This is a genomic window from Streptomyces sp. NPDC102278, assembly GCF_044766345.1.
Lineage (GTDB): Bacteria > Actinomycetota > Actinomycetes > Streptomycetales > Streptomycetaceae > Streptomyces.
In genome coordinates this window covers 45,010-67,180 of the sequence record NZ_JBIWLV010000009.1, presented here as the reverse complement: position 1 = coordinate 67,180, position 22,171 = coordinate 45,010, and the positions used below count along the sequence as shown (strand labels likewise).

The following is a 22,171-nucleotide window of genomic DNA, read 5'->3' as shown; positions in this document are numbered from 1 at the left end:
GCCCCGGCCCGAGCGCGTTCCCCGGCCCGGCCGAGCCCGGCCCCGGCCCAGGTCAGCGCGTGGTCAGGGCGAGCGCGCGATCCAGGGCCTGGAGCAGTAGGCCCGTCGTGGCGCGGTCGCGGACCGCCAGCCGGAGCCAGGAGTGGTCCAGCCCGGGGAAGGTGTCACCCCGCCGCACGGCGAAGCCCAGGGCGCGCAGCCGGGTGCGGACCTCCGCCGCGCCGGCCACCTTGATCAGGACGAACGGCCCCTGCGCCACCCCCGCCACCGTGACCTCGTCGAACTCCGCGAGCCCGGCCAGCAGGTGCGCCCGGTCCACCGCGATCCGCCGCGCGGCCGCCTCCGCCTCCGCGAGCGCCGCCGGGGCCACGCAGGCCTCCGCCGCGACCAGCGCCGGCGTGGACACCGGCCACAGCGGTTGCGCCGCCGCGAGCTTCGCGATCACCGAGGGCTCCGCCAGGACGTAGCCGATCCGCAGCCCCGCCAGCCCCCAGGTCTTGGTCAGGCTCCGCAGCACCACCAGCCCCGGTACGTCCATCCGCCCGGCCAGCGCCTCCCGTTCGCCCGGGACCGCGTCCATGAACGCCTCGTCGACCACCAGGATCCGGCCCGGCCGGGCCAGCGCCGCCAGGTCCGCCGCCGGGTGCAGGACCGACGTCGGGTTGGTCGGGTTCCCCACGATCACCAGGTCCGCGTCCTCGGGAACCTCGGCCGGGTCCAGCCGGAACCCGTCCGCCGCGCTCAGCACCACCCGCTCCACCCGGTGCCCGGCGTCCCGCAGGGCCGCCTCGGGCTCGGTGAACTGCGGATGCACCACGACGGGCCGTACGGCGCCCAGGGCCCGCGCGATCAGCACGAAGGCCTCCGCCGCGCCCGCCGTCAACAGCACGCGCTCCACCGGCAGGCCGTGCCGGTCCGCGACGGCCGCGCGGGCCGCCCGGCCGTCCGGGTACGCGGCGAGGTCCCCGAGACAGTCGGCGATCCGCTGCCGCAGCCACCGCGGGGGCGTGTCCGTCCGTACGTTCACCGCCAGGTCCACCAGTGCCTCATCCGCGTCCAACACCTCGGCGTCCCCGTGGTGGCGCAGGTCGTGGGCCTGCGCGGTGGCCACGGCGCAGGTGGCGGCCATCGACCGGCGCTTCGGCACGAGGAGTTCCCCGCCCCCCGCGAGGGCGGCGGCCTCGGCGACCGAGGAGGTCCCGGCCGCGTCGCGCACCGCGTCCGAGGGATGCGGTACCACGATGGCGGCCAGCCGCTCGGCGGAGTAGCCGACGAGCGGTACGCCGAAACGTTCCGCCGCCCCGGCGAGACCCGCCTCCGCCGTCTTCGACTCCACGGTGGCCAGCGCCGTCACCGACCCGGTGGCCAGCCCGGCGCCGCGCAACGTCTCCTCGACCAGGGCGCAGACCTCCGCCACGGAGACCCCCGCGCGTCCGCCCACCCCCACCACCAGCGGCGTCACGTACTCACCCACGGGGTCCTCCCTCCGTCGTCACTTGCGACATCACATTCGTCAACTCGCTGATGCCCGCCACCCGCGAGCGGAAGTGCGCGAGCCGCCCCCGCCCGGTATCCAGGGGCACATGGCGGTGATCGTGGCGTTGGGCGCGTTCCTGATGACGCTGGCGGGCGGATGGACGGCGCAACGCGTCACCGACCGCCGCCACCTCGTCCTGGGCCTGGCCGGCGGGCTGATGCTCGGCGTGGTCGGCCTGGACCTGCTCCCGGAGGCGATGCGCGCGGCGGGCAGCGAGGTCTTCGGCGTGCCGCTCGCCCTGCTGCTCTTCGTGACCGGCTTCCTCGTCGCGCACGTGGCGGAACGCCTGCTGGCCGTGCGTCAGCACGCGCACGGCGCTGCGAACGGAGACGGCGCCGGCGTCGAGCACGGCGGCCGGGTACCGGAGGTCGGCCTCACCGCCGCCGCCGCGATGGTCGGCCACAGCCTCGCCGACGGGGTGGCGCTGGGCGCGGCCTTCCAGGTCGGCGGCGGCATGGGGGTGGCCGTGGCGCTGGCCGTCATCACCCACGACTTCGCCGACGGATTCAACACGTACACCCTGACCCGGCTCTACGGGAACGCCCGCCGCAAGGCGATGCTGATGCTGTTCGCCGACGCGGTCGCGCCGGTCGTGGGCGCCGCGTCCACTCTGCTGTTCACCCTTCCGGAGGAACCGCTCGGGGCCTACCTCGGGTTCTTCGGCGGTGTCCTGCTGTACCTGGCCGCCGCCGAGATCCTGCCCGAGGCGCACCACAAGCACCCCGCCCTGTCCACGCTGATGTGCACGGTGGGCGGGGTGGCCGGCATCTGGCTCGTGGTCGGCCTCGCGGGCTGAGGCCACCGGCTCGCGGACCGAGGTCACCGGACCGGCGCCGCGGCTTCCGCGAACCGCCGGGCGGACCCGGCGAACCGCAGGGCGACGGCCGGGGCCGCCGCCCAGTGCGTGTGCAGGTAGCTGGCGTGCACCCCGTCCCGCACGAACCCCTCGACGCGACGCTCGGGATGCGTGAACCCCCAGGCGGGCGAGGCGCCGGCGCCCGGCTCGATGACCGTGCGGTGGAACTCGTGCCCGCGCAGCCTGGTCCCCGCCACGGCGAGCGAGCTGTCGGACACCGCCACCGCCTCGCGGTAGCCCAGCGTCAGCCGCTCCGACATCCGGGCGTCCGCGTCGAGCACCCCGCACATCGGCCTGCCGTCCAACGAAGACGCGAGGTACAGCAGTCCGGCGCACTCGGCCGCGACCGGCCCGCCGGCCGCGGCGAAGGCGGCGACGGCCGCGCGCAGCGGCTCGTTGGCGGACAGCTCGGGCGCGTACACCTCGGGGAACCCGCCGCCGATCACCAACCCGGCGGTCCCGTCGGGCAGCCGCTCGTCCCGCAGCGGGTCGAAGGTGACGACCTCGGCGCCGGCGGCGGTGAGCAACTCCGCGTGCTCGGCGTACGAGAACGTGAACGCGGCCCCGCCGGCCACGGCGACCAGGGGCCGGCCGGGCCGGCCTGCCCCCCGGGTCCGCGCGCGGACGCCCGCGACCGCCCCGTCCACCGCCGGACCCGACAGCGCCGGACCCGACAGCGCCGGACCCGACACCGACGCGACCTCCGCGCCGGCGTCCCAGGGCTCGCCGTCCAACGGCGGCGCGGTCCGGGCCAGCGCCATCAGCGCGTCCAGGTCACAGCCCGCCCGTACCTGGTCGGCGAGCGCCCCGACCGAGGACACCGCGTCGGCCCGGCGCTCGGCCACCGGTACCAGCCCCAGGTGCCGCGAGGGCGCCGCGACCTGCGGAGCCCGCCGCAGGACACCCAGCACCGGCATCCCGGCCTCCTCCAGGGCCTCCCGGAGCATGATCTCGTGCCGGTCGGAGCCGACCTTGTTGAGGATCACGCCGCCGAGGCGCACCTGCGGGTCGAACGAGGCGAAGCCGTGCACCAGCGCCGCCACCGACCGCGACTGCGAGGAGGCGTCCACGACCAGCACCACCGGCGCCCGCAGCAACTTGGCGACCTGCGCCGTCGAGGCGAGCTCACCGCGCCCCGCGGCCCCGTCGTACAGCCCCATCACGCCCTCGATCAGGGCGAGGTCGCACCCGGCCGCCCCGTGCGCGAACAGCGGGGCGATCAGCTCCGGCCCGCACATGAAGGCATCCAGGTTCCGCCCCGGCCGGCCGGTGGCCAACGCGTGGTAGCCCGGGTCGATGTAGTCGGGCCCGGCCTTGTGCGGGGACACGGCGAGACCGCGCTGCGAGAAGGCCGCCATCAGACCCGTCGCGACGGTGGTCTTGCCACTGCCGGAGGACGGCGCGGCGATGACCAGGCGCGGTATGGGGAGCGACGTCACCACTCGATGCCCTTCTGACCCTTCTGGCCGGCGTCCATCGGGTGCTTGACCTTGGTCATCTCGGTGACCAGGTCCGCGAACTCCACCAGCTCCCGCGGCGCGTTGCGACCCGTGATCACCACGTGCTGGGTGCCGGGACGCCCGCGCAACACCTCGATCACCTCGTCCACGTCGATCCAGCCCCAGTGCATCGGGTACGCGAACTCGTCGAGCACGTACAGCTTGTGCGTCTCGGCGGCCAGATCGCGCTTGACCTGCTCCCAGCCTTCCTTGGCCGCCTGCTCGTTGTCGAGCTGCGCGTCGCGCTGGACCCAGGACCAGCCCTCGCCCATCTTGTGCCAGACGACGGAGCCGCCCTCGCCCGAGGCGCCCAGTACCTTCAGCGCGTTCTCCTCGCCGACCTTCCACTTCGCCGACTTGACGAACTGGAACACCCCGATCGGCCAGCCCTGGTTCCAGGCGCGCAGCGCCAGCCCGAACGCCGCCGTCGACTTGCCCTTGCCGGGGCCCGTGTGGACGAAGACGAGCGGGCGGTTGCGACGCTGGCGCGTCGTGAGTCCGTCGTCCGGAACGACGGACGGCTGTCCCTGCGGCATTACGCGGCCCTCCTGTTGCCGGCGCCCTGGGGCGACCGGGCGGATTCCACCGATGTACGAACGTTCTTCACGAGCCCCGCCAGACTGTCGGCCCGCAGCCCGTCGAGGCTCACCGCGGGCCCGCCCAGATCGGCGGCCAACACTCCGGCCAGGCCCAGCCGGACCGGCCCGCTCTCGCAGTCGACGACGACCGAGGTGACCCCCTCGGCGGCCAACAGCCGCGCCCCGCGCCCGGCCAACTCGCGCGCGTCTCCGCCCAGACCGCCGGCCGACGTGGCCCGCCCGTCGGTGACGACCACCAGCAACGGCCGCCGCGAGGGGTCCCGCAGCCGCTCGATGCGCAGCACCTCGCGCGCCTTCAACAGACCGGCGGCCAGCGGCGTACGGCCCCCGGTCGGCAACTGCTCCAGCCGCGCCGCGGCCGCGTCCACCGAGGACGTCGGCGGCAACGCCAGCTCGGCGCCCGCACCCCGGAAGGTGATCAGACCGACCTTGTCCCGACGCTGGTAGGCGTCCAACAGCAGCGACAGCACGGCGCCCTTGACCGCGCTCATGCGCTGCCGGGCGGCCATCGAACCGGACGCGTCCACCACGAAGAGCACCAGATTGCCCTCGCGGCCCTCCCGGGTGGCCTGCCGCAGGTCGTCCTTGCGCACCACCAGCCCGCGCCCGCTGCGCCCGCGCGCCTTCTGGTGCGGGGCGGCGGCGTGCACGGTCGCGGCCAGGTGCAGCTTCGTCAACTGCCCCCGGGGGCGCTGGGAACCGGTGGTCCGGCCGTGCGCCGTCCGGGCCCGGGAGCGGCGGCCGGCCGCGCCCTCGCCGAGACCGGGCACGCTCAACATCTTGGTGCGAAACGGCTCGGCGGCCCGTACCGCGGCCTGCTCCGGGGCGCCGCCGCCCTGCGGGGCCGGGGACTCCGGGACCTCGGCGGACTCCGGCGCGCCGGGGTCCTCCCCGGCGTCGGAGGTCTCCGGGGTGCGGGGCGCCTCGGGGGAGTCCGGCGCCCCGGGGCCCTCGCCCCGCGGCGCGCCGCCGCCCCCGTCCGGCCCGCCGTCGTCCGGGCCCTCGTCCTCGGGACCGCGGTCGTCCGGTCCCTCGGGCTCCGGTTCGGGTTCCGGTTCGTCGTCGGGGAACTCGTCCAGGATCCGGTCCAACTTGTCCTCGTCCAGGCCGGGCGCGTCGAACGGGGCCCGCCGGCGTCGGTGGGGGAGCGCCAGCAGCGCGGCCTGCCGCACGTCCTCCTTGACCACGTCGGTCCGGCCGGCCCAGGCCGCCAGGGCCGTGGCCGTACGGGCCATCACGATGTCGGCGCGCATGCCGTCGACCTCGAAACCGGCGCAGGTGGCGGCGATCCGCAACAGCGAGGTGTCCCCGAGCACGACCTGCGGCAGCAGGGCCCGCGCGGCCACCACCCGGGCGCGCACATCGTGCTCGTCACCGGCCCAGCGGCTCGCGAAGCCGGCCGGGTCGTCCTCGTAGGCCAGCCGCCGGCGCACCACCTCGACGCGCTGCGCCGGCTCGCGCGACGCGGCGACCTCGACGGTCAGCCCGAACCGGTCCAGGAGCTGCGGGCGCAGTTCGCCCTCCTCCGGGTTCATCGTCCCGACGAGCAGGAACCGGGCCGCGTGCCGTACGGAGACGCCCTCGCGCTCGACGTACGAGGCGCCCATCGCGGCGGCGTCGAGCAGCACGTCCACCAGGTGGTCGTGGAGCAGGTTCACCTCGTCGACGTACAGGATCCCCCGGTGCGCGTCGGCCAACAGACCGGGCTCGAAGGCCTTCACGCCCTCGGACAGGGCGCGTTCGATGTCGAGGGAGCCGACCAGGCGGTCCTCGGAGGCGCCGACGGGCAGCTCGACCATCCGGGCCGGCCGGTCCCCGCCGGGACCGGGCTCGTGGGGGCCGTCGGGGCAGTCCGGGTCGGGCGCGGCGGGGTCGCACGAGAACCGGCAGCCGGGCACGACGTCCACCCGCGGCAGCAGCGCGGAGAGCGCGCGCACGGCGGTGGACTTCGCGGTCCCCTTCTCGCCGCGCACGAGCACGCCGCCGACCGCCGGGCTCACGGCGTTCAGGAGCAGGGCCAACCGCAGGTCGTCCTGCCCGACGACGGCCGAGAACGGAAAGTGGGCGCTGCTCATGAGACGGTCACTCCTTCGAGTGGCTTGCGATGGACATCGGCGCCGCCGGATCGGCGGCCCCTCGGATGTGCGGCCCGAGCGGAGCCCGCGCCCCTCACGGGGCGCCCGGCGGCAGGAAGGGAAGACCCGCCGGGGCCCCGCCCTCGATCAGCCGCAGCAGGGCGTCCGTGTCGGCGTGTTCCTCGATCAGGTCGCCCAGCAGGTCGAGCTGTTCCTCGCGCAACGTCTCGAAGGAGGTGTCCGGCGCCGGGACGAAACGCCGCCCGGCCGCGGCCGCCACCTCCCGCAGGAAGGCGCGGCGGAAGCCGTCCGACTCCAGCGAGCCGTGCCAGTGCGTACCCCACACCTCGCCGACCCGGCAGCCGTCCAGGAAGGGGGTGCCGCCCAGCACCTCGGCCACGCCGTGGTGGATCTCGTACCCCGAGACCTCCTCGCCCAGCGCCGACCCCACCGGCCGCGCCAAGGTCTTCTCCCGCGCGAAGCGGACGCGCACCGGCAGCAGGCCGAGTCCGTCGACGGCGCCCGCCCGGGACTCCACCTCGTCCTCGATGTGCTCGCCGAGCACCTGGAACCCGCCGCAGATCCCCAGGACCGGCCGGCCCTCGGCCGCCCGCGCGGCCAGCGCGTCGGCCAGCCCCCGCTCCCGCAGCCACGCCAACGCCTTCACCGTGCCGCGGGTGCCCGGTACGACGACCAGGTCGGCGTCGGTCAACTCCTCGGCCCGGTCCACGAACCGGACCACCACCCCCGGCTCCGCCGCGAGGGCGTCGACGTCCGTGAAGTTCGACATCAGCGGGACCGCGCACACCGCGACGCGCAGCACGTCCGCGCCCACCGGCGGGGCCACCGCCGACTCGCGCACCGCGCCCCGCAGCGAGACCCGCAGGCCGTCCTCCTCGTCGATGCCCAGCCCGTGCCGGAACGGCAGCACCCCGTACGTGGCCCGACCGGTCAGCCCGCGCAGCATCTCCATGCCCGGCTCCAGCAACGACACGTCGCCGCGGAACTTGTTCACCAGGTAGCCCGCGATCAGGGACTGGTCCTCGGGCGACAGCAGCGCCGTGGTCCCGAAGAACGACGCGAAGACCCCGCCCCGGTCGATGTCGCCGACCACGACCACGGGGAAGCGCGCGGCCCGCGCGATGCCCATGTTCACGATGTCGGTCCGGCGCAGGTTGATCTCGGCCGGACTGCCCGCCCCCTCGCAGATCACGGCGTCATACGTGCCCCGGAGCTGCTCCAGACAGTCCGTGACGACCCCGAGGAGCTCTTCCCGACGCCCCCCGCGCAACTGCTTCCCGGAGGAAGCCCCTTCGGGCCCCCCGAAGAAACCGCGCGCGCTCATCTCGCCGACCGGCTTGCCCAGCAGCACCACCTGGCTGCTCTGGTCGCCGCCGGGCTTGAGCAGCACCGGGTTCATCAGCGCCGTCGGTTCCACGCGGGCGGCCTGGGCCTGCATGGCCTGGGCCCGACCGATCTCGGCGCCCTCCCGCGTGACGAAGGAGTTCAGCGACATGTTCTGGGCCTTGAACGGCGCCACCTTGACGCCCTGGCGGGTCAGCCACCGACAGATGCCGGCGGTGACCACGCTCTTGCCCGCGTCCGAGGTCGTCCCGGCGACCAGCAGACCGCCGCCCCGCTTGGTACCCGTCACGCGCTTCCCCTCCCGAACCGACGCGACACCGCACACCGCAGTGCCACACACGTGGCCAGCGCCACCCACGTCACCCGACGCGACAGCCGTACGGCGCGATCGATGTCGGCCACCTCCACCGGCCTGCCCGCCGCGCCGTTCAACACGGCCCGGTGCTCGACCCGGCCCCCGTACGCGAGGGTGCCGCCCAGCCGTACGCCCAGCGCGCCGGCGAAGGAGGCCTCCACCGGGCCCGCGTTCGGACTCGGGTGCGCGGCGGCGTCGGCGCGCCAGGCCCGCACGGCGCCCCGCCGGTCGGGTCCGGCCAGTACCGCGGCCAACGCCGTCAACCGGGCGCCCGGCCAGCCGGCCAAATCGTCGAGTCGGGCGGAGGCCCAGCCGTAGCGCAGGTGCCGGGGCGACCTGTGGCCCACCATCGCGTCCAGCGTGTTCACGGCGCGGAAGGCCAGCAGCCCGGGCACGCCGGCGACGGCGCCCCAGACCAGGGCCCCGACCACCGCGTCGGAGGTGTTCTCGGCGACGGACTCCACGACCGCGCGGGCCATCTGCTGATCGTCCAGGGCCTGCGGGTCGCGCCCGCACAGGTGCGGCAGTCGTTCCCGGGCCACCTCGGTGTCCCCGGCGCGGAGCGCCCCGCCGATGGCACGGGCCTCCCGCCCGAGGGAGGTGCCGCCGACGACGGCCCAGGTGGCGACGGCGGTGAGGGCGACACGGGCGGCCGCGGGCCGGGAGCGCACGGCGCGTGAACCCAGCGCGCCGAGGGAGGCCGCGCCCCCCACGCACACCAGGGCGTGCACGACGCCGCGGGCGCGGTCGTCGCGCCACAGGGCGCGTTCGAGGGAGGCGGCGGCTCTTCCGAAGGCGGCCACGGGGTGCCCGCGGCGCGGATCCCCGAGGATCCGGTCGCCGATCAGGCCCGCCGTGACGCCGTACGCGAAAACGCGATCGGCACGCATGGTGGCAGGTATGTCCTCACTCAGGGTCCGCGCCCTGGTTCGACGTGTCCGGCGGCGAGAGTTCCTGGCTCCCGGGGCGCACGGATGGTGTGCGCTCCCCGGTGACAGTGGCGGGACCGCGCCGGATTCGCACCGGACTTCCTCTCCATGCCGCCGTATTGGCTCGGGCAGTCCACCACGGCCCAGGAACGCCCGTCAACTTGCTGTTGACCTGCGGTGAGTGTGGGGCGACGGCATGCGAAAGCTCCCCCCGGGACGGACCCGGAGGGAGCTTTCGGACGTGCGACGTCAGCTGACGATCAGGTAGATCCCGAAGGTCACGGCCGCGGCGCAGAGCGCGAAGCACGCGTACGCGCCGCTGCGGGCCAGGGTGGCGGCCCCGCCCTGTTCGGTGGCGGCCTCGTGCTTGGACAGGCCGACCAGGCCCAGGGTGAAGAGGGCCACGAGGGCGACGGTGGCGGAGAGGCTGACCCCGAAGACGGAGCCGAGTGCTGCCCAGTCGATCTTCATACTGCGGATTCCTCTGTCGTTCTCGGGGGTCAGACCGCGGCGGCCGGAGCCGACGGGGTCGCCGGAGCGGCGGCGGCCGGAATGGTGGCCCGGAGCTCGTCGTCCGCGGCGATCGCGGCCAGGGCCGCGGCGGTCGGCGGGACGGTGACGGCCGCGATGGCCGTGGTGACCACGCCGGGCTCCTCGGTCGCGACCTCGGAGACGGCGGGCTCCACGGCGTTGACGTTGTGGTGGTCGACGACCTGGCGGCGCGAGATGACCCAGATGGCGAAGCAGGACGCCACGAGGAAGACCGCGACGGCGGCGACGCCGATGTCACCGGTGCGCATGACCAGCTCGGCGCCGGCGGCGACGAGGGCGGCGGCCGGCAGGGTCAGGCCCCAGGCGATGAACATCCGGGTGGCGGTGGACCAGCGGACCACACCGCCCTTGCGGCCCAGTCCCGCACCCATGACCGCGCCGGAGCACGAGTGGGTGGTGGAGAGGGAGAAGCCGAGGTTCGAGGAGGCCAGGATGACGCTGGCGGCCGAGGTCTGGGCGGCGAAGCCCTGCTGCGGGTGCAGGTCGGTCAGGCCGCTGCCCATGGTGCGGATGATGCGCCAGCCGCCCAGGTAGGTGCCCATCGCGATGGCGAGACCGGCGGAGACGATGACCCAGACCGGCGGGTTGGACCCGGCGGGCAGGGCGTTCCCGGCGACGAGCGCCAGGGTGATGATGCCCATCGTCTTCTGCGCGTCATTGGTGCCGTGGGCCAGCGAGACGAGGCCGGCGGAGGTGATCTGACCGGCCCGGAAGCCCTTGGTCGAGGTCTTCTCGCCGAGGTTCTTGCCGACCCGGTACGAGAGCTTCGTGGCCAGCATCGCGGCGGCGCCGGCGACCAGCGGCGCGGCGATGGCGGGCAGCAGCACCTTGGTGACGATCACGCCGCCGTTGACGGCGCCGAGACCGGCCGAGGCGACGGCCGCACCGATCAGGCCGCCCATCAGGGCGTGCGAGGAGCTGGAGGGCAGACCCACCAACCAGGTCACCAGGTTCCAGAGGATCGCGCCGACGAGCGCCGCGAAGATCACTTCGGGCTGGATTCCGCTCTCGTTGACGAGTCCGCTGGAGATCGTCTTGGCGACCTCCACCGACAGGAAGGCTCCGACCAGGTTCAGCACGGCGGACATGGCGACCGCCGTCTTGGGCTTGAGGGCGCCGGTCGAGATGGTGGTGGCCATCGCGTTGGCCGTGTCGTGGAAACCGTTCGTGAAGTCGAACACGAGAGCGGTGATGATCACGATCCCGAGGAGAAGCGTTACGTGCTCCATTTACCCAGGCTTCTGTTTGACGTCAGTGGCTCGGCGACCGTAAGCAATCTGAGTGAACGGAAGATGAACTGGATGGGACCGGGTGGTGGATCAAGCCGCGGCTCGATCGGGTCGTTTCTCCCGATTCTTTCGTAGATATGTCGATTAATGCACGTCAGGGCGGGGTGAACACGCTGCCGCGCGCGGGCCCTTCGGTCGGGCGAGCTCCCCTCGGGCGGACCCCGAAGAGACCTACATCACTCCCTCACGTATCCCGGGCCTCTCCTTCCGATCCCGGTTCCGATTGCCGCGCCGAGCCTGCCGGGACGAAGGCGGAGCCTGCCGGGGCGAAAGCGGAGACATCCCCTCCGGTGGCCCCCGCGCCCGCACGCCCCGAGACTGGAGCGGTGCGAACCGCCACGACGACGGCAGCGGCCGTCACCACGACCCTGATCGGCGCCGGCGCGGCAGCCGTCGCCGCCGGTCGGTACGCCGCCGACGCGGCCCTGCGACCCCGACCCGGCCGCCCGCTCCCCGGCGGACCCCGGCTCAGCGTCCACTCCACGACCGCCGACGGGATCACGCTGACCCGCTCGCTCGCCTCCCTGCGCCCCGGTACGTACGGACTGGACGCGCCCGGGGTGCACGCGGTGGTCGGCCCGGTCGTCGCCGACGTCCCGCACGCCCCGGACACCGTCGTGCGGCGGCTCCTCGGCGTCACCCACGGCAGCCTCGACCCCGGAACCCGGGTCACCCTCACCCCCCAGGTGCACGTGGGCAACCCGCGCACCGCCCTGGGACTCGACCACGCGGACGTGGACGTCCCCGGCGAGCTCGGCCCACTGCCCGCCTGGTTCCTCCCCGGGGCCCGGGACACCTGGGTGATCACCGTGCACGGACTCGGCACCACCCGGGAACACCCGATGGCGCTCATGCCCTTCCTGCACCGCCACCACCTCCCCGTCCTCGACCTCGCCTACCGAGGCGACCTCGGCGCCCCCGCCTCCCCGGACGGTCTCGGCCACCTCGGCGAATCCGAATGGCGGGACCTGGACGCGGCGATCCGCTACGCCCTGCGCTACGGAGCCCGCCGCGTCATCCTGCACGGCTGGTCCACCGGGGCCGCCATGGCCCTGCGCGCCGTCGAGCGGTCGGCGCTGGCCGGCCGGATCTCCGGGCTGGTGCTCGACTCCCCGGTCCTCGACTGGCACGCCACCCTGCGGGGCCTGGCCGCCGCCCGGCGCACCCCCGCACCCCTGATCCCGCTCGCCGTCCGGGCCGCCGAGGCCCGCGCCGGACTGCGGGCCGACCGACGCGCCCCCGGCGCGGACCCCGACGCGCTGCGCGTCCCCATCTTGATCTTCCACGGCCCGGACGACCGGCTCGCCCCCTGGGAGCCCTCCCGCCGGCTCGCCGCCGCCCGACCCGACCTCGTCGCCCTGCGCACCGTCCCCGACGCCCCGCACGGCGCGATGTGGAACGCCGACCCCGTCCGCTACGAGGAGGCATTGCGCCGCTTCCTCACCCCCCTCATGTGAAGGGCGTGTGCCGGACGGGGCGAGGAGGGCGGTTTGCTCCGTTCCATCCCCCCGACGGCCGGCGGTAACGACCGGTTCCGTTTGGGCTTTCGGCCAGTGACGGGCGAGACTGCTTCCGTGACGTCCCGAAAGCCTGATGAGCAGTTGGCTCGCGACTCCAGACTCCGACTCGTCTCCCCGCGCTCCGTGGCCGCGGCCCGCAAGGCGGTGACCGACCGACGAACCCGACCCGCCCCCCGGCCCCCGGCGGGCACACCCGCCACGGCCGACCTGGCCAACAGGGCCCGGGCCTCCCTCACCGACGCGGTGCGGTTGGCCCGCTGGGCCGAGCTGCACCTCGGGGCGGGCGACGGGGGCCGGCCCGCACCGGCGGCGGGGCTCTCGACCGCCGACGTCGAACGAGCCGCGGCGGAACTGAACCTGACCCACGGCCAGATCAGGGTCGGCTGGGACCGCTCCAGACTCGCCGGCCTGATCGAGGTGCACGGCGGCCACGCCCGGCCGGGCTGGCGGCTGCGCGCCTGGGACCGCGACGACACGGCCGTGCTGCGCGGTTGGGTCGCCCTCTTCGACGCCTGGTCCCTCGTCCACCCGGCCCCCGCCGACATCGCCCCCGCCGTCGTCGCGGAGGTGGTCGAGGCCATGCCCCAACTGCTCTCGCTGCTCCAACTGTCCGCCGGCCCGGTGACCGTCCCGGACCTGCTGGACCTGCTCGGCCAACGCGTCACCGAACTGCGCGACGAGCGCTGCGAAGTGCCCTACGGGGCCTGTGCGAACGGCGACGCCAACGGCGACGCGAACGGCGACGGGGACCGGGTTGCGGCGACCGCGCAGGCGGGCCTCCCGGCACCGGGAGCCCCCGCGCAGCCCGTCCCGCTCGCCCGACTGCTGCGCTGGGCGCTCGGCGGCCTCGCCGCCGTGGACGCCGTCACCCTCGGCCCCGCGCAGGCCACCCTGACCCCCCTCGGCAGCTGGGCCGTCTGGGTCAAGCTGGAACAGATCTGCGTCGCCGCGCAGAGCCCGGCCGGGAACATCGAGCAGTCCGCCGCCGCGATGCTGCACGGCTGCGCCCGACTCACCCCGGGACCCGCCCGCGCCGAGTACCGGGCCTGGCTCGCCGCCCGGCCCGTCGGCCACGCCGTCGGCGAACTCCTCCAGGCCGCCCGGGGCGAGGACGCCCTGACGCGCGGGCTCGCCTTCGAGGCCCTGCGCGTGGTCGGCGCCCCCGCCGAGCCCGACGTGCGCGCCGCCGTACGCGAACCCGCGCTGCGCCCGTACGCCCTGCTCTGGCTCGCCGAGCACGACGGGGTCGACCCGGACGAGGCCCAGGACGTGCTCACCGCCGAGGAGTCGACCTGGCTCTGGGTGGACACGGCGGCGGCCATCGCCGACCACGGCGAGGCCGAACTGCTGGCCCGCCACCTCGATTCGGCGGTCCGCACCACGGTCCCGCGACTGCTGGACGAGGTCCGCGCGGTCGGCCACCCGCGCACCGTGCAGGTCCTGGTCGCGCTGGCCGCGGCCCACCCCGACCCGGCCCTGGCCAAGGCGGTCCGGCGGGCCGCGTTCCAGGTCCACACCGGCGGGGCGTAGGCCCGGTACGGCAAGGACGGACCGGAAGGACGCGCCGCAGGGTCAGATCTGCGGCGCGTACGTCCCGAAGCTCCAGACGTTGCCCTCGGCGTCGCGCGCCATGTAGTCGCGCGATCCGTAGTCCTGGTCGGTGGGCTCCATCAGGACCTCCACCCCGTGCTCGACGGCTCTGCGGTGGTGGGCGTCCACGTCGTCGACGACCACGTACACCCCGGTCGGCCCGGCCTCCGCCATGACCTTGTCGAACTGTCCGCCGCGGCCCTTGCTGCCGAGCATCACCGCGCCGTTGCCGTAGGACAGTTCCGCGTGCATCACGGCCCCGTCCTCGCCCTCGTACACCGCGACCTGCGTGAACCCGAACGCCTCCGTCAACAGTTGGATCGCGGCCTTGGCGTCGCGGTAGAGCAGAGTCGGGTAGACGGACGGAACACCTGCCATGACGATCACTCCCTCTCGTGCAGTGCGCCTGCGTGCGTGGACGGGCCAACGGCCACCGGCCGGTGACCGCTCATGTGACCCACGACACAGCATGGCAGGCGCCACCGACAGTCAGCGGAAGGTGTTGCACTGGGCCATGTCGCCGGTCCGGTAGCCCTGGTAGAACCACTGCCGGCGCTGTTCGGCGCTGCCGTGCGTCCACGACTCGGGGGTGACCCGCCCCTGGAACTTCTCCTGGATCCGGTCGTCGCCGACCGCGGCCGCCGCGTCCAGGCCGTCCTGGATGTCCGCGTCGGTCAGGCTGGTGATCAGCGGGCGTCCGGTGGACTCGTCCGGGGTGCGCGTCGCGTTGTGCGCCCACACCCCCGCGTAGCAGTCCGCCTGGAGCTCGACCTTGACCGCGTTGCTGTTCGCGCCCTGCCGGCCGTCCTGGGCGCGTTGCAGGGTGCCGGTCAGGTTCTGGATGTGGTGTCCGTACTCGTGGGCGACCACGTAGGCCTGGGCGAAGGGACCACCGGTCGCGCCGAACTTCGTCCGGAGCTCCTCGAAGAAGCCGAGGTCCAGGTAGACCTGCCGGTCGGACGGGCAGTAGAAGGGGCCGACCGCGGAGGTGGCCACGCCGCACGCGGTGTTCACGCGACCGGTGAAGAACACCGTCGAGGCCGGGGTGTACCGACCGCCGCGCTTTTGGAACTCCTGCTTCCAGAAGTCCTGGGTGCTGTTCACCACCGCGACGAGCCGGCAGTCCTCGCGGGTGTTCGCGTCCTGCCCGGTGCGACAGGCCTGCTGCACCTGGCTCGCCGAGGAGGAGGTGGCGGCCGGCTCGGGGCTGCCCTCGGTCAGGCCCAGCTGCTCCGGGCCCACACCGAAGAGCAACCCCATGATCAGTGCGATGAGACCGACGATGCCGCCGCCGACCGTGGCCCTCCCGCCGGGGATGCGGCTGCCCCGCACGTCCTTGACCTCGGACGTGTCCAGATTGGCGTTGTCGTCGAACTGCATGCCGCACCGCCCTCGATTCCACGTGTCCGCCCCTGCGGCGAGTATCAACCCCTTCATCCTGATACGCGCTCCGGACGATCGACGTGGGCCCTGCGCCGAACGGGGGACGCGGGGGAGGGCCCGTCGTGCGGCGTGATCGATGCCGGGCGGCCCGAAAAGTGGTTGCGCGCCCCCGTTAGAATGTCTCCATGGCAAATCTCCTCGCGGATTAGCGGCGTCGGAAGTCCCGCGCGTCCTGCCCCCCTTCCGCCGTCCCCACCGCCCTGGAGTATTTCCGTGATCACCGCCACCGGCATCGAGCTGCGCGCCGGCGCCCGCATCCTCATCGAGTCCGCCTCCTTCCGCGTCGCCAAGGGCGACCGCATCGGTCTGGTCGGCCGCAACGGAGCGGGCAAGACCACCCTCACCAAGTGCCTGGCCGGCGAGGGCCAGCCCGCCGGCGGCACGATCACCCGATCCGGTGAGGTCGGCTACCTGCCGCAGGACCCCCGCACCGGCGATCTCGACGTACTGGCCCGCGACCGGATCCTCTCCGCGCGCGGCCTCGACGTGCTGATCAAGAAGATGCGGATGAACGAGGAGCGCATCGCCACCGGCGCCGGCGGCACCCGCGACAAGGCGATGAAGCAGTACGAGCGCCAGGAGACCGAGTTCCTGACCAAGGGCGGGTACGCCGCGGAGGCGGAGGCCGCCACCATCTCGGCCGCCCTCGGCCTGCCCGACCGGGTCCTCGGCCAGCCGCTCCACACCCTCTCCGGTGGTCAGCGCCGCCGCGTCGAGCTGGCCCGCATCCTCTTCTCGGACGCCGACACCCTGCTCCTCGACGAGCCGACGAACCACCTCGACGCCGACTCCATCGTCTGGCTGCGCGACTACCTGAAGACCTACCGCGGCGGCTTCATCGTGATCTCCCACGACGTCGACCTGGTCGAGACCGTCGTCAACAAGGTCTTCTACCTGGACGCGAACCGCTCCCAGATCGACGTCTACAACATGGGCTGGAAGCTCTACCAGCAGCAGCGCGAGGCCGACGAGAAGCGCCGCAAGCGCGAGCGCCAGAACGCCGAGAAGAAGGCCGCGGCCCTGAACTCGCAGGCCGACAAGATGCGCGCCAAGGCCACCAAGACCGTCGCCGCGCAGAACATGGCCAAGCGCGCCGACCGGCTGCTCGCGGGCCTCGACGCCGTCCGCGTCTCCGACAAGGTCGCCAAGCTCCGCTTCCCGGACCCGGCGCCCTGCGGCAAGACCCCGCTCACCGCCGAGGGCCTGTCGAAGTCCTACGGATCCCTGGAGATCTTCACCGACGTCGACCTGGCCATCGACAAGGGCTCCCGCGTGGTCATCCTCGGCCTCAACGGCGCCGGCAAGACCACGCTGCTGCGCCTGCTCTCGGGCACGGAGAAGCCGGACACCGGCACCGTCGTCCCCGGCCACGGCCTCAAGCTGGGCTACTACGCCCAGGAGCACGAGACCCTGGACCCGGAGCGCACGGTCCTGGAGAACATGCGCTCCTCGGCGCCCGACCTGGACCTGGTCGCCGTCCGCAAGACGCTCGGCTCCTTCCTCTTCTCCGGCGACGACGTGGACAAGCCCGCGGGCGTGCTCTCCGGCGGTGAGAAGACCCGACTGGCCCTGGCCACGCTGGTCGTCTCCTCGGCGAACGTGCTGCTCCTCGACGAGCCCACCAACAACCTCGACCCGGCCAGTCGCGAGGAGATCCTGGGCGCGCTGCGCACGTACAAGGGCGCGGTCATCCTCGTCACGCACGACGAGGGCGCGGTCGAGGCCCTGGAGCCGGAGCGGATCATCCTGCTGCCGGACGGGGTCGAGGACCTGTGGGGCCCGGACTACCGGGACCTGGTCGCCCTCGCCTGATCGGCGTGTCGCGAGCCCGCCGAGGGTTCCGGTTCGTTGATCCAGTTCCTTATGGATCATTCGGCCCACGTGTGATCCATCATCTGAGTGAGGCGGTCTCATACCGTCGCACGGTGTTCGACGGCTCCGGCCGTACCCGCTCGGGTACGTGGCCGGAGCCGTTGGTCTTTCCGCGCCGGGCCCCTGACCTGCTGATTCCCGGCCGAGGTGAAGGAATGTGACGGAGGTCATGCAGCGGAAGAGAAGATTCCGTTCTGCTGCCGTGTCCACTCCTTGAGAAATGCCGTCGCACCGACCTTGCTGAATGGGTGGCCAGGAAGCGTGGGAGGGGTGATCATGAGAAGTCCAGAGCGCACTTCCCATGAGGAGGCACGGGTGGCCGAGACTCTGAAGAAGGGCAGCCGGGTAACCGGCGCCGCGCGCGACAAGCTCGCGGCAGACCTGAAGAAGAAATATGACTCCGGTGCGAGTATCCGGGCGTTGGCCGAAGAAACCGGTCGGTCGTACGGATTCGTCCATCGGATGCTCAGTGAGTCCGGAGTCGTGCTGCGTGGTCGCGGTGGCGCGACGCGCGGCAAGAAGGCGGCCTCGGCCTGATCCGGCCGGAGACGCTCCACAGCTCCATGCGTGACGTTTGACGTTCTGCTCAAACGGTTCCGAGGCTTTGACGGTTCCTTCGGTGACCCCCCGGTCGGTCATGTGGTCGGCTGGGTGGTTACTGTGCAGTCACTTAGGCCGGGCTCGCGGCCGACTACACACCGGAGGCACCGACATGGCTCTGCTCGACAAGGACGGCGTACGGCTCACCGTCGACGACACGGTCGCCACGGTGACTCTGACCAATCCGGCCAAGCGAAACGCTCAATCCCCCGCGCTCTGGCGGGCGTTGACGGAGGCCGGACGGTCGCTGCCGGGCACCGTTCGGGTCGTCGTGCTGCGCGGCGAAGGCAAGTCCTTCTCCGCAGGGCTCGACCGTCAGGCGTTCACCCCTGAAGGCTTCGAGGGTGAGCCGTCCTTCCTTGACCTGGCGCGCGGTTCGGACGAACTGCTCGACAGCACCATCGCCGAGTACCAGGAGGCATTCACCTGGTGGCGGCGCAACGACATCATCTCCGTCGCCGCCGTGCAGGGGCACGCGATCGGCGCCGGCTTCCAGCTCGCGCTCGCGTGCGACCTGCGGGTCGTCGCGGACGACGTGCAGTTCGCCATGCGCGAGACCAGCCTGGGACTGGTGCCCGACCTGGCCGGCACCCAGCCGCTGACCTCGCTCGTCGGCTACGCCCGCGCGCTGGAGATCTGCGCGACGGGACGCTCCGTGCACGCCGAGGAGGCCGAGCGGGTGGGCCTCGCGAACCTGGTGGTCCCCGTCGACGAGCTCGACGCCGCCGTCAAGGACCTGAGCATCGCACTGCTGGCCCCGCCGCGGGACGCGGTCATCGAGACCAAGGCCCTGCTCCGGGATGCCGCGGCCCGACCGTACGACGCCCAGCGCACCGCGGAGCGCGCTGCGCAGGCACGTCGTCTGCGCGACCTCGCGGGGCTCTCCGACTGACCCCGAACCCCTCCATGCCCCGGCGGGGCCCGGACCCCTCGCGCACCGGCGCCGTGCGCGCGGGGGGACCGGGCCCCGCCTGCGTGTGGCCCGCGGCGCGCCGGGTCACAACCGGTCGCGGCCGGGTCGGTTGGCGCCGGGGGAGGCGGGCAGACGGCCGGGGGGCGGATCGATCGGCCCAGTCCACGGGGCGGCGGGGCGCCCTCGCCCTTACCGTGGTCGGGAGTCCGCGAGCGCGAAGGGACACACGATGACCGAATCCACAGCAGGGGGTTCCCACCGGGACCCGGGCGAACGGGGCCGTACCAGCATCGCCGACGGGGTGGTCGAGAAGATCGCCGGACTGGCCGCCCGCGAGGTGGTCGGCGTCCACGCGATGGGCAGCGGCACCGGCCTCTCCCGTACCTTCGGGGCCGTCCGCGACCGCGTCCCCGGCGGGGCGAAGGCCTCCGTGTCCCGGGGCGTCAAGGCGGAGGTCGGCGAGGTCCAGACCGCCCTCGATCTGGAGATCGTCGTCGATTACGGCGTGTCGATCCGCGACGTGGCCCGGGCCGTACGTGAGAACGTCATCTCGGCGGTCGAGCGGATGACGGGCCTGGAGGTCGTCGAGGTCAACATCGCGGTCAGCGACGTCAAGCTGCCCGACGAGGAAGACGACGAGCCGGAATCCAGGCTCCACTAGCCGAGAGGAGCCCGCATGAGCATGGCGGTTGCCGGCCTGCTGGCCGGCATGGGACTGGGGTTCGCCGGCTACTTCGGCGGCTTCGGGGCCTTTCTGCTGGTCGCAGCCCTCGGCGCCATCGGCTTCGTCGCCGGCCGTTTCTTCGACGGGGACCTCGAACTCGGCGACCTGTTCCGTCCACGTGACGACCGGCGCAGGTGAGGCCCCGATGAGCGCCGCCGCCCCGCGGACCACGCCGCCCCCGGCGCCCGCCGCCGAACGGGGATCCACCCGGATCGCGGACCGGGTCGTCGCCAAGATCGCGGCGCAGGCCGCACGCGAGGCGCTGGTCGCCGAGGCTGACGCGGCGGCGCCCCCGCACGCGACCGTCACCGTGCACCACGACATCGCCCGCGTACGGGTGAGCCTGGAACTGCCCTACCCGTCCGACGTCGCCGCCCAGAGCGCGGCCGTCCGCCGGCGGGTGACCGAACGCATCGAACAGTGCGCGTCGATGACGGTGCCCGAGGTGGCCGTCGAGATCGAGCACCTGCACCCCGAGCACATCCGCCCGGCCGCCGCCGGGCGGGACCGGCGGCTGCGGTGACGGCGGGCGCCCGGCGGTTCCGCTCCGCGCGCCGGATCCCGGCCGCGCTGACCGCGTTGGCGGTGCTCGGCGCGGCCGGAGTCCTCCTGTACGACCTGGCGGCCGTCCGCGCCCACCGGCCCGGCATGAGCTGGCGCCGAGAACTCACCCGCCAACTGGAGCAGTACACCCCCGCCGACCCGGAGGTCCTCGTCGGCGCCGGGGTGGTGGCGCTGGCCGGGGCGGTCCTGCTGGTGCTGGCCCTCACCCCGGGGCTGCGCGGGATCCTGCAGATGCGCACCCCGGAGTCGGGGGTGCGGGCCGGGCTGGGGCGCAAGGCGGCCGGGCTGGTGCTGCGCGACCGGGCCATGGAGGTGTCCGGGGTGAACTCCGTCCGGGTCAAGGTGGGCCGGTCCCGCATCGGGGTCCGGGCCACCTCGCACTTCCGCGAGCTGGACGAGGTACGGGCCGACCTGGACGCGGTACTCGCCGTCGGCATCGAGGAACTGGGCCTCGTGCACGAGCCGGGGCACCGCGTACGGGTCCACCGGAAAGGGTGACGCGATGCTCGGCTCGGTCAACCGGGTACTGCTGGCCATCATCGGAGCCGTGCTGTTGGCGGCCGGGATCTCGGTGCTGACCGGATCCTGGCCGTTCGGCGGCCGGCACGCGCCGCTCCTGACGGCGGAGGTCCGCCGCCGGTACTGGCACGCGGACGGCTGGTGGTGGTGGGCGGTGATCGCCGCGCTGGGCCTGTGCGTGCTGCTCGCCCTGTGGTGGCTGCTGGCACAACTGCGCAGGTCACGCCTGGACGCCGTGCTCGTGGACACCGGGGACGGGGCGTACGCGCTGCTGCGCGGGCGGGCGCTGGAGTCGGCGGTGGCCGCCGAGGCGGGCGCCCTCGACGGGGTCGCCCGTTGCCGGGTCGCGCTGCGCGGGCGGCGGGAGACGCCGAGCCTGCGGGTCGCGATGGAGCTGGAGCCGCACGCGGTCCCGGCCGACGCCCTGGCCGGACTCGCCGGGCCGGTCCTCGCCCGCGCCCGGGCCTCGGCCGGCCTTCCCGAACTCCCCGCGGAGGCCCGGCTCAAGGTCGGCTCGCACCGGGCGGCCCGGGTCACCTGAGACCCGAGCCGCGCGGGCGGAGCGGCGCGAGCCGTGCCCGCCAAGCAGTCGTCAGAAGCCGTGGCCGGGTCAGAAGCCGTGGCGGGAGCCTCCGTCGACCGGCAGCATGACGCCCGTCAGGTACGAAGCCGCCGGGGACAGCAGGAACGCCGCCGTGCGACCGAACTCCTCCGGAGTGCCGTAACGCCGCAGCGGGATGCGGGACTCGTTCGCCTCCCTGGCGGCGTCCGCGTCGCCGGACAGGGCGTCCAGCTCCCGTACCCGGTCCGTGTCGATCCGGGCCGGCAGCAGCCCGACCACCCGGATCCCGCGCGGGCCCAGCTCCACCGACAGGGACTTCGCGAAGCCGGCCAGCCCCGGCCGCAGCCCGTTGGAGATCGTCAGTCCGGGGATCGGCTCGTGCACCGAGCCCGACAGCACGAACCCGATGACGCCGCCCTCGCCCAGCTCGGCCGCCGCCGCGCGCGCGAGCCGGACCGCGCCCAGGAAGACCGACTCGAAGGCCGCGGCCCACTGTTCGTCGGTGTTGTCCGCCGCGGTGCCCGGGGCCGGGCCGCCCACGCTGATCAGGACGCCGTCGAGGCGCCCGAAGCGTTCCCGGGCCTCGGCGACGAGGCGGGCGGCCGCCGCCGGATCGGCGTTGTCCGCCGCCACGCCCACCGCGTTCGGGCCCAGGGAGGCGGCGGCCTCGGCCGCGCGCCCCGCGTCACGGCCGGTCAGTACGACTTTCGCGCCGTCGGCGGTCAGCTCGCGCGCGGAGGCGAAGCCCAGCCCGCGGGTGGCTCCGGTGACGACGTAGACACGGTCCTTCAGTCCAAGATCCATGCCG

At 73.8% G+C, this 22,171-nt stretch carries 22 protein-coding genes and 1 riboswitch; of the genes, 11 read left to right on the top strand and 11 right to left on the bottom strand.

From position 1 onward, the window contains the following. Positions 1 to 52: 52 nt before the first annotated feature. Positions 53 to 1,474, bottom strand: a complete 1,422-nt coding sequence (cobC, locus tag ACIRO3_RS21925; RefSeq protein ID WP_404139204.1) for an Rv2231c family pyridoxal phosphate-dependent protein CobC — start codon at positions 1,472 to 1,474, stop codon at positions 53 to 55. A gap of 109 nt (positions 1,475 to 1,583) precedes the next feature. Here cobC and ACIRO3_RS21920 point away from each other — a divergent pair, with 109 nt between their 5' ends. Beyond that, the gene (locus tag ACIRO3_RS21920; RefSeq protein ID WP_404139201.1) at positions 1,584 to 2,333 is read left to right on the top strand and encodes a ZIP family metal transporter; all 750 of its coding nucleotides are present in this window, start codon (positions 1,584 to 1,586) and stop codon (positions 2,331 to 2,333) included. A gap of 23 nt (positions 2,334 to 2,356) precedes the next feature. Here the strand turns inward: ACIRO3_RS21920 and ACIRO3_RS21915 are convergent, their stop codons facing one another. The 7 genes from ACIRO3_RS21915 to ACIRO3_RS21885 all read right to left on the bottom strand — a co-directional run bounded on the left by ACIRO3_RS21915 (position 2,357) and on the right by ACIRO3_RS21885 (position 10,996). Next, the gene (locus tag ACIRO3_RS21915; protein ID WP_404139198.1) at positions 2,357 to 3,835 is read right to left on the bottom strand and encodes a cobyrinate a,c-diamide synthase; all 1,479 of its coding nucleotides are present in this window, start codon (positions 3,833 to 3,835) and stop codon (positions 2,357 to 2,359) included. After that, positions 3,829 to 4,428 (bottom strand): cob(I)yrinic acid a,c-diamide adenosyltransferase, encoded by a 600-nt coding sequence (gene cobO, locus ACIRO3_RS21910; RefSeq protein WP_404139195.1) that lies wholly within the window; start codon positions 4,426 to 4,428, stop codon positions 3,829 to 3,831. Before cobO ends, ACIRO3_RS21915 begins: the two co-directional genes overlap by 7 nt. Then, positions 4,428 to 6,566, bottom strand: coding sequence for a putative cobaltochelatase (locus ACIRO3_RS21905; RefSeq protein ID WP_361775097.1), 2,139 nt, complete (start codon positions 6,564 to 6,566; stop codon positions 4,428 to 4,430). Before ACIRO3_RS21905 ends, cobO begins: the two co-directional genes overlap by 1 nt. A gap of 94 nt (positions 6,567 to 6,660) precedes the next feature. Then, a complete protein-coding gene (locus ACIRO3_RS21900; RefSeq protein ID WP_361775099.1) occupies positions 6,661 to 8,220 on the bottom strand; it encodes a cobyric acid synthase in 1,560 nt (519 codons plus the stop codon). Then, on the bottom strand, positions 8,217 to 9,176 hold the full coding sequence (locus ACIRO3_RS21895; RefSeq protein WP_404139191.1) for a cobalamin biosynthesis protein: 960 nt from the start codon (positions 9,174 to 9,176) through the stop codon (positions 8,217 to 8,219). Before ACIRO3_RS21895 ends, ACIRO3_RS21900 begins: the two co-directional genes overlap by 4 nt. A 58-nt stretch (positions 9,177 to 9,234) precedes the next feature. Next, positions 9,235 to 9,321: riboswitch (cobalamin riboswitch) on the bottom strand. Positions 9,322 to 9,464: 143 nt separating this feature from the next. Then, on the bottom strand, positions 9,465 to 9,686 hold the full coding sequence (locus tag ACIRO3_RS21890) for a hypothetical protein (protein ID WP_053678577.1): 222 nt from the start codon (positions 9,684 to 9,686) through the stop codon (positions 9,465 to 9,467). A gap of 29 nt (positions 9,687 to 9,715) precedes the next feature. Beyond that, positions 9,716 to 10,996, bottom strand: coding sequence for an inorganic phosphate transporter (locus tag ACIRO3_RS21885; RefSeq protein ID WP_365999744.1), 1,281 nt, complete (start codon positions 10,994 to 10,996; stop codon positions 9,716 to 9,718). A 386-nt stretch (positions 10,997 to 11,382) separates the two neighbouring features. Between ACIRO3_RS21885 and ACIRO3_RS21880 the strand changes: the two genes are divergently transcribed. Both ACIRO3_RS21880 and ACIRO3_RS21875 read left to right on the top strand, forming a co-directional pair. After that, entirely contained in the window at positions 11,383 to 12,513 is a 1,131-nt protein-coding gene (locus ACIRO3_RS21880; RefSeq protein ID WP_404139187.1) for an alpha/beta hydrolase family protein, read from the top strand. A 117-nt stretch (positions 12,514 to 12,630) separates the two neighbouring features. Beyond that, the gene (locus ACIRO3_RS21875) at positions 12,631 to 14,106 is read left to right on the top strand and encodes a hypothetical protein (RefSeq protein ID WP_404139184.1); all 1,476 of its coding nucleotides are present in this window, start codon (positions 12,631 to 12,633) and stop codon (positions 14,104 to 14,106) included. 42 nt (positions 14,107 to 14,148) lie between these two features. On the opposite strand, the gene ACIRO3_RS21870 is transcribed toward ACIRO3_RS21875, so the two are convergent. Beyond that, positions 14,149 to 14,544, bottom strand: a complete 396-nt coding sequence (locus ACIRO3_RS21870) for a VOC family protein (RefSeq protein WP_361775111.1) — start codon at positions 14,542 to 14,544, stop codon at positions 14,149 to 14,151. A 111-nt stretch (positions 14,545 to 14,655) separates the two neighbouring features. Next, on the bottom strand, positions 14,656 to 15,546 hold the full coding sequence (locus ACIRO3_RS21865) for a neutral zinc metallopeptidase (protein ID WP_404139181.1): 891 nt from the start codon (positions 15,544 to 15,546) through the stop codon (positions 14,656 to 14,658). Between the two features lie 276 nt (positions 15,547 to 15,822). On the opposite strand from ACIRO3_RS21865, the gene ACIRO3_RS21860 reads away from it, so the two are divergent. The 8 genes from ACIRO3_RS21860 (at position 15,823) to amaP (ending at position 21,342) form a co-directional block, all read left to right on the top strand. Continuing rightward, entirely contained in the window at positions 15,823 to 17,421 is a 1,599-nt protein-coding gene (locus ACIRO3_RS21860; protein WP_361775117.1) for an ABC-F family ATP-binding cassette domain-containing protein, read from the top strand. Positions 17,422 to 17,796: 375 nt separating this feature from the next. Then, complete coding sequence (locus ACIRO3_RS21855) at positions 17,797 to 18,018, top strand: helix-turn-helix domain-containing protein (RefSeq protein WP_005319113.1); 222 nt, start codon at positions 17,797 to 17,799, stop codon at positions 18,016 to 18,018. A 175-nt stretch (positions 18,019 to 18,193) separates the two neighbouring features. Next, the gene (locus ACIRO3_RS21850) at positions 18,194 to 18,973 is read left to right on the top strand and encodes an enoyl-CoA hydratase/isomerase family protein (protein ID WP_365999748.1); all 780 of its coding nucleotides are present in this window, start codon (positions 18,194 to 18,196) and stop codon (positions 18,971 to 18,973) included. Between the two features lie 250 nt (positions 18,974 to 19,223). Further along, positions 19,224 to 19,655 carry an Asp23/Gls24 family envelope stress response protein gene (locus ACIRO3_RS21845; protein ID WP_361775125.1) on the top strand — a complete coding sequence of 144 codons (432 nt, stop codon included), beginning with the start codon at positions 19,224 to 19,226 and terminating at the stop codon, positions 19,653 to 19,655. A gap of 15 nt (positions 19,656 to 19,670) precedes the next feature. Beyond that, positions 19,671 to 19,856 (top strand): hypothetical protein, encoded by a 186-nt coding sequence (locus ACIRO3_RS21840; RefSeq protein WP_361775128.1) that lies wholly within the window; start codon positions 19,671 to 19,673, stop codon positions 19,854 to 19,856. Positions 19,857 to 19,863: 7 nt separating this feature from the next. Then, a complete protein-coding gene (locus ACIRO3_RS21835) occupies positions 19,864 to 20,241 on the top strand; it encodes a hypothetical protein (protein ID WP_361775131.1) in 378 nt (125 codons plus the stop codon). After that, a complete protein-coding gene (locus ACIRO3_RS21830; protein WP_404139175.1) occupies positions 20,139 to 20,780 on the top strand; it encodes a DUF6286 domain-containing protein in 642 nt (213 codons plus the stop codon). Before ACIRO3_RS21835 ends, ACIRO3_RS21830 begins: the two co-directional genes overlap by 103 nt. Positions 20,781 to 20,784: 4 nt before the next feature. Further along, positions 20,785 to 21,342 carry an alkaline shock response membrane anchor protein AmaP gene (gene amaP / locus ACIRO3_RS21825; RefSeq protein ID WP_361775137.1) on the top strand — a complete coding sequence of 186 codons (558 nt, stop codon included), beginning with the start codon at positions 20,785 to 20,787 and terminating at the stop codon, positions 21,340 to 21,342. A gap of 69 nt (positions 21,343 to 21,411) precedes the next feature. On the opposite strand, the gene ACIRO3_RS21820 is transcribed toward amaP, so the two are convergent. After that, a complete protein-coding gene (locus ACIRO3_RS21820) occupies positions 21,412 to 22,167 on the bottom strand; it encodes an SDR family oxidoreductase (RefSeq protein WP_365999751.1) in 756 nt (251 codons plus the stop codon). Positions 22,168 to 22,171: the final 4 nt, after the last annotated feature.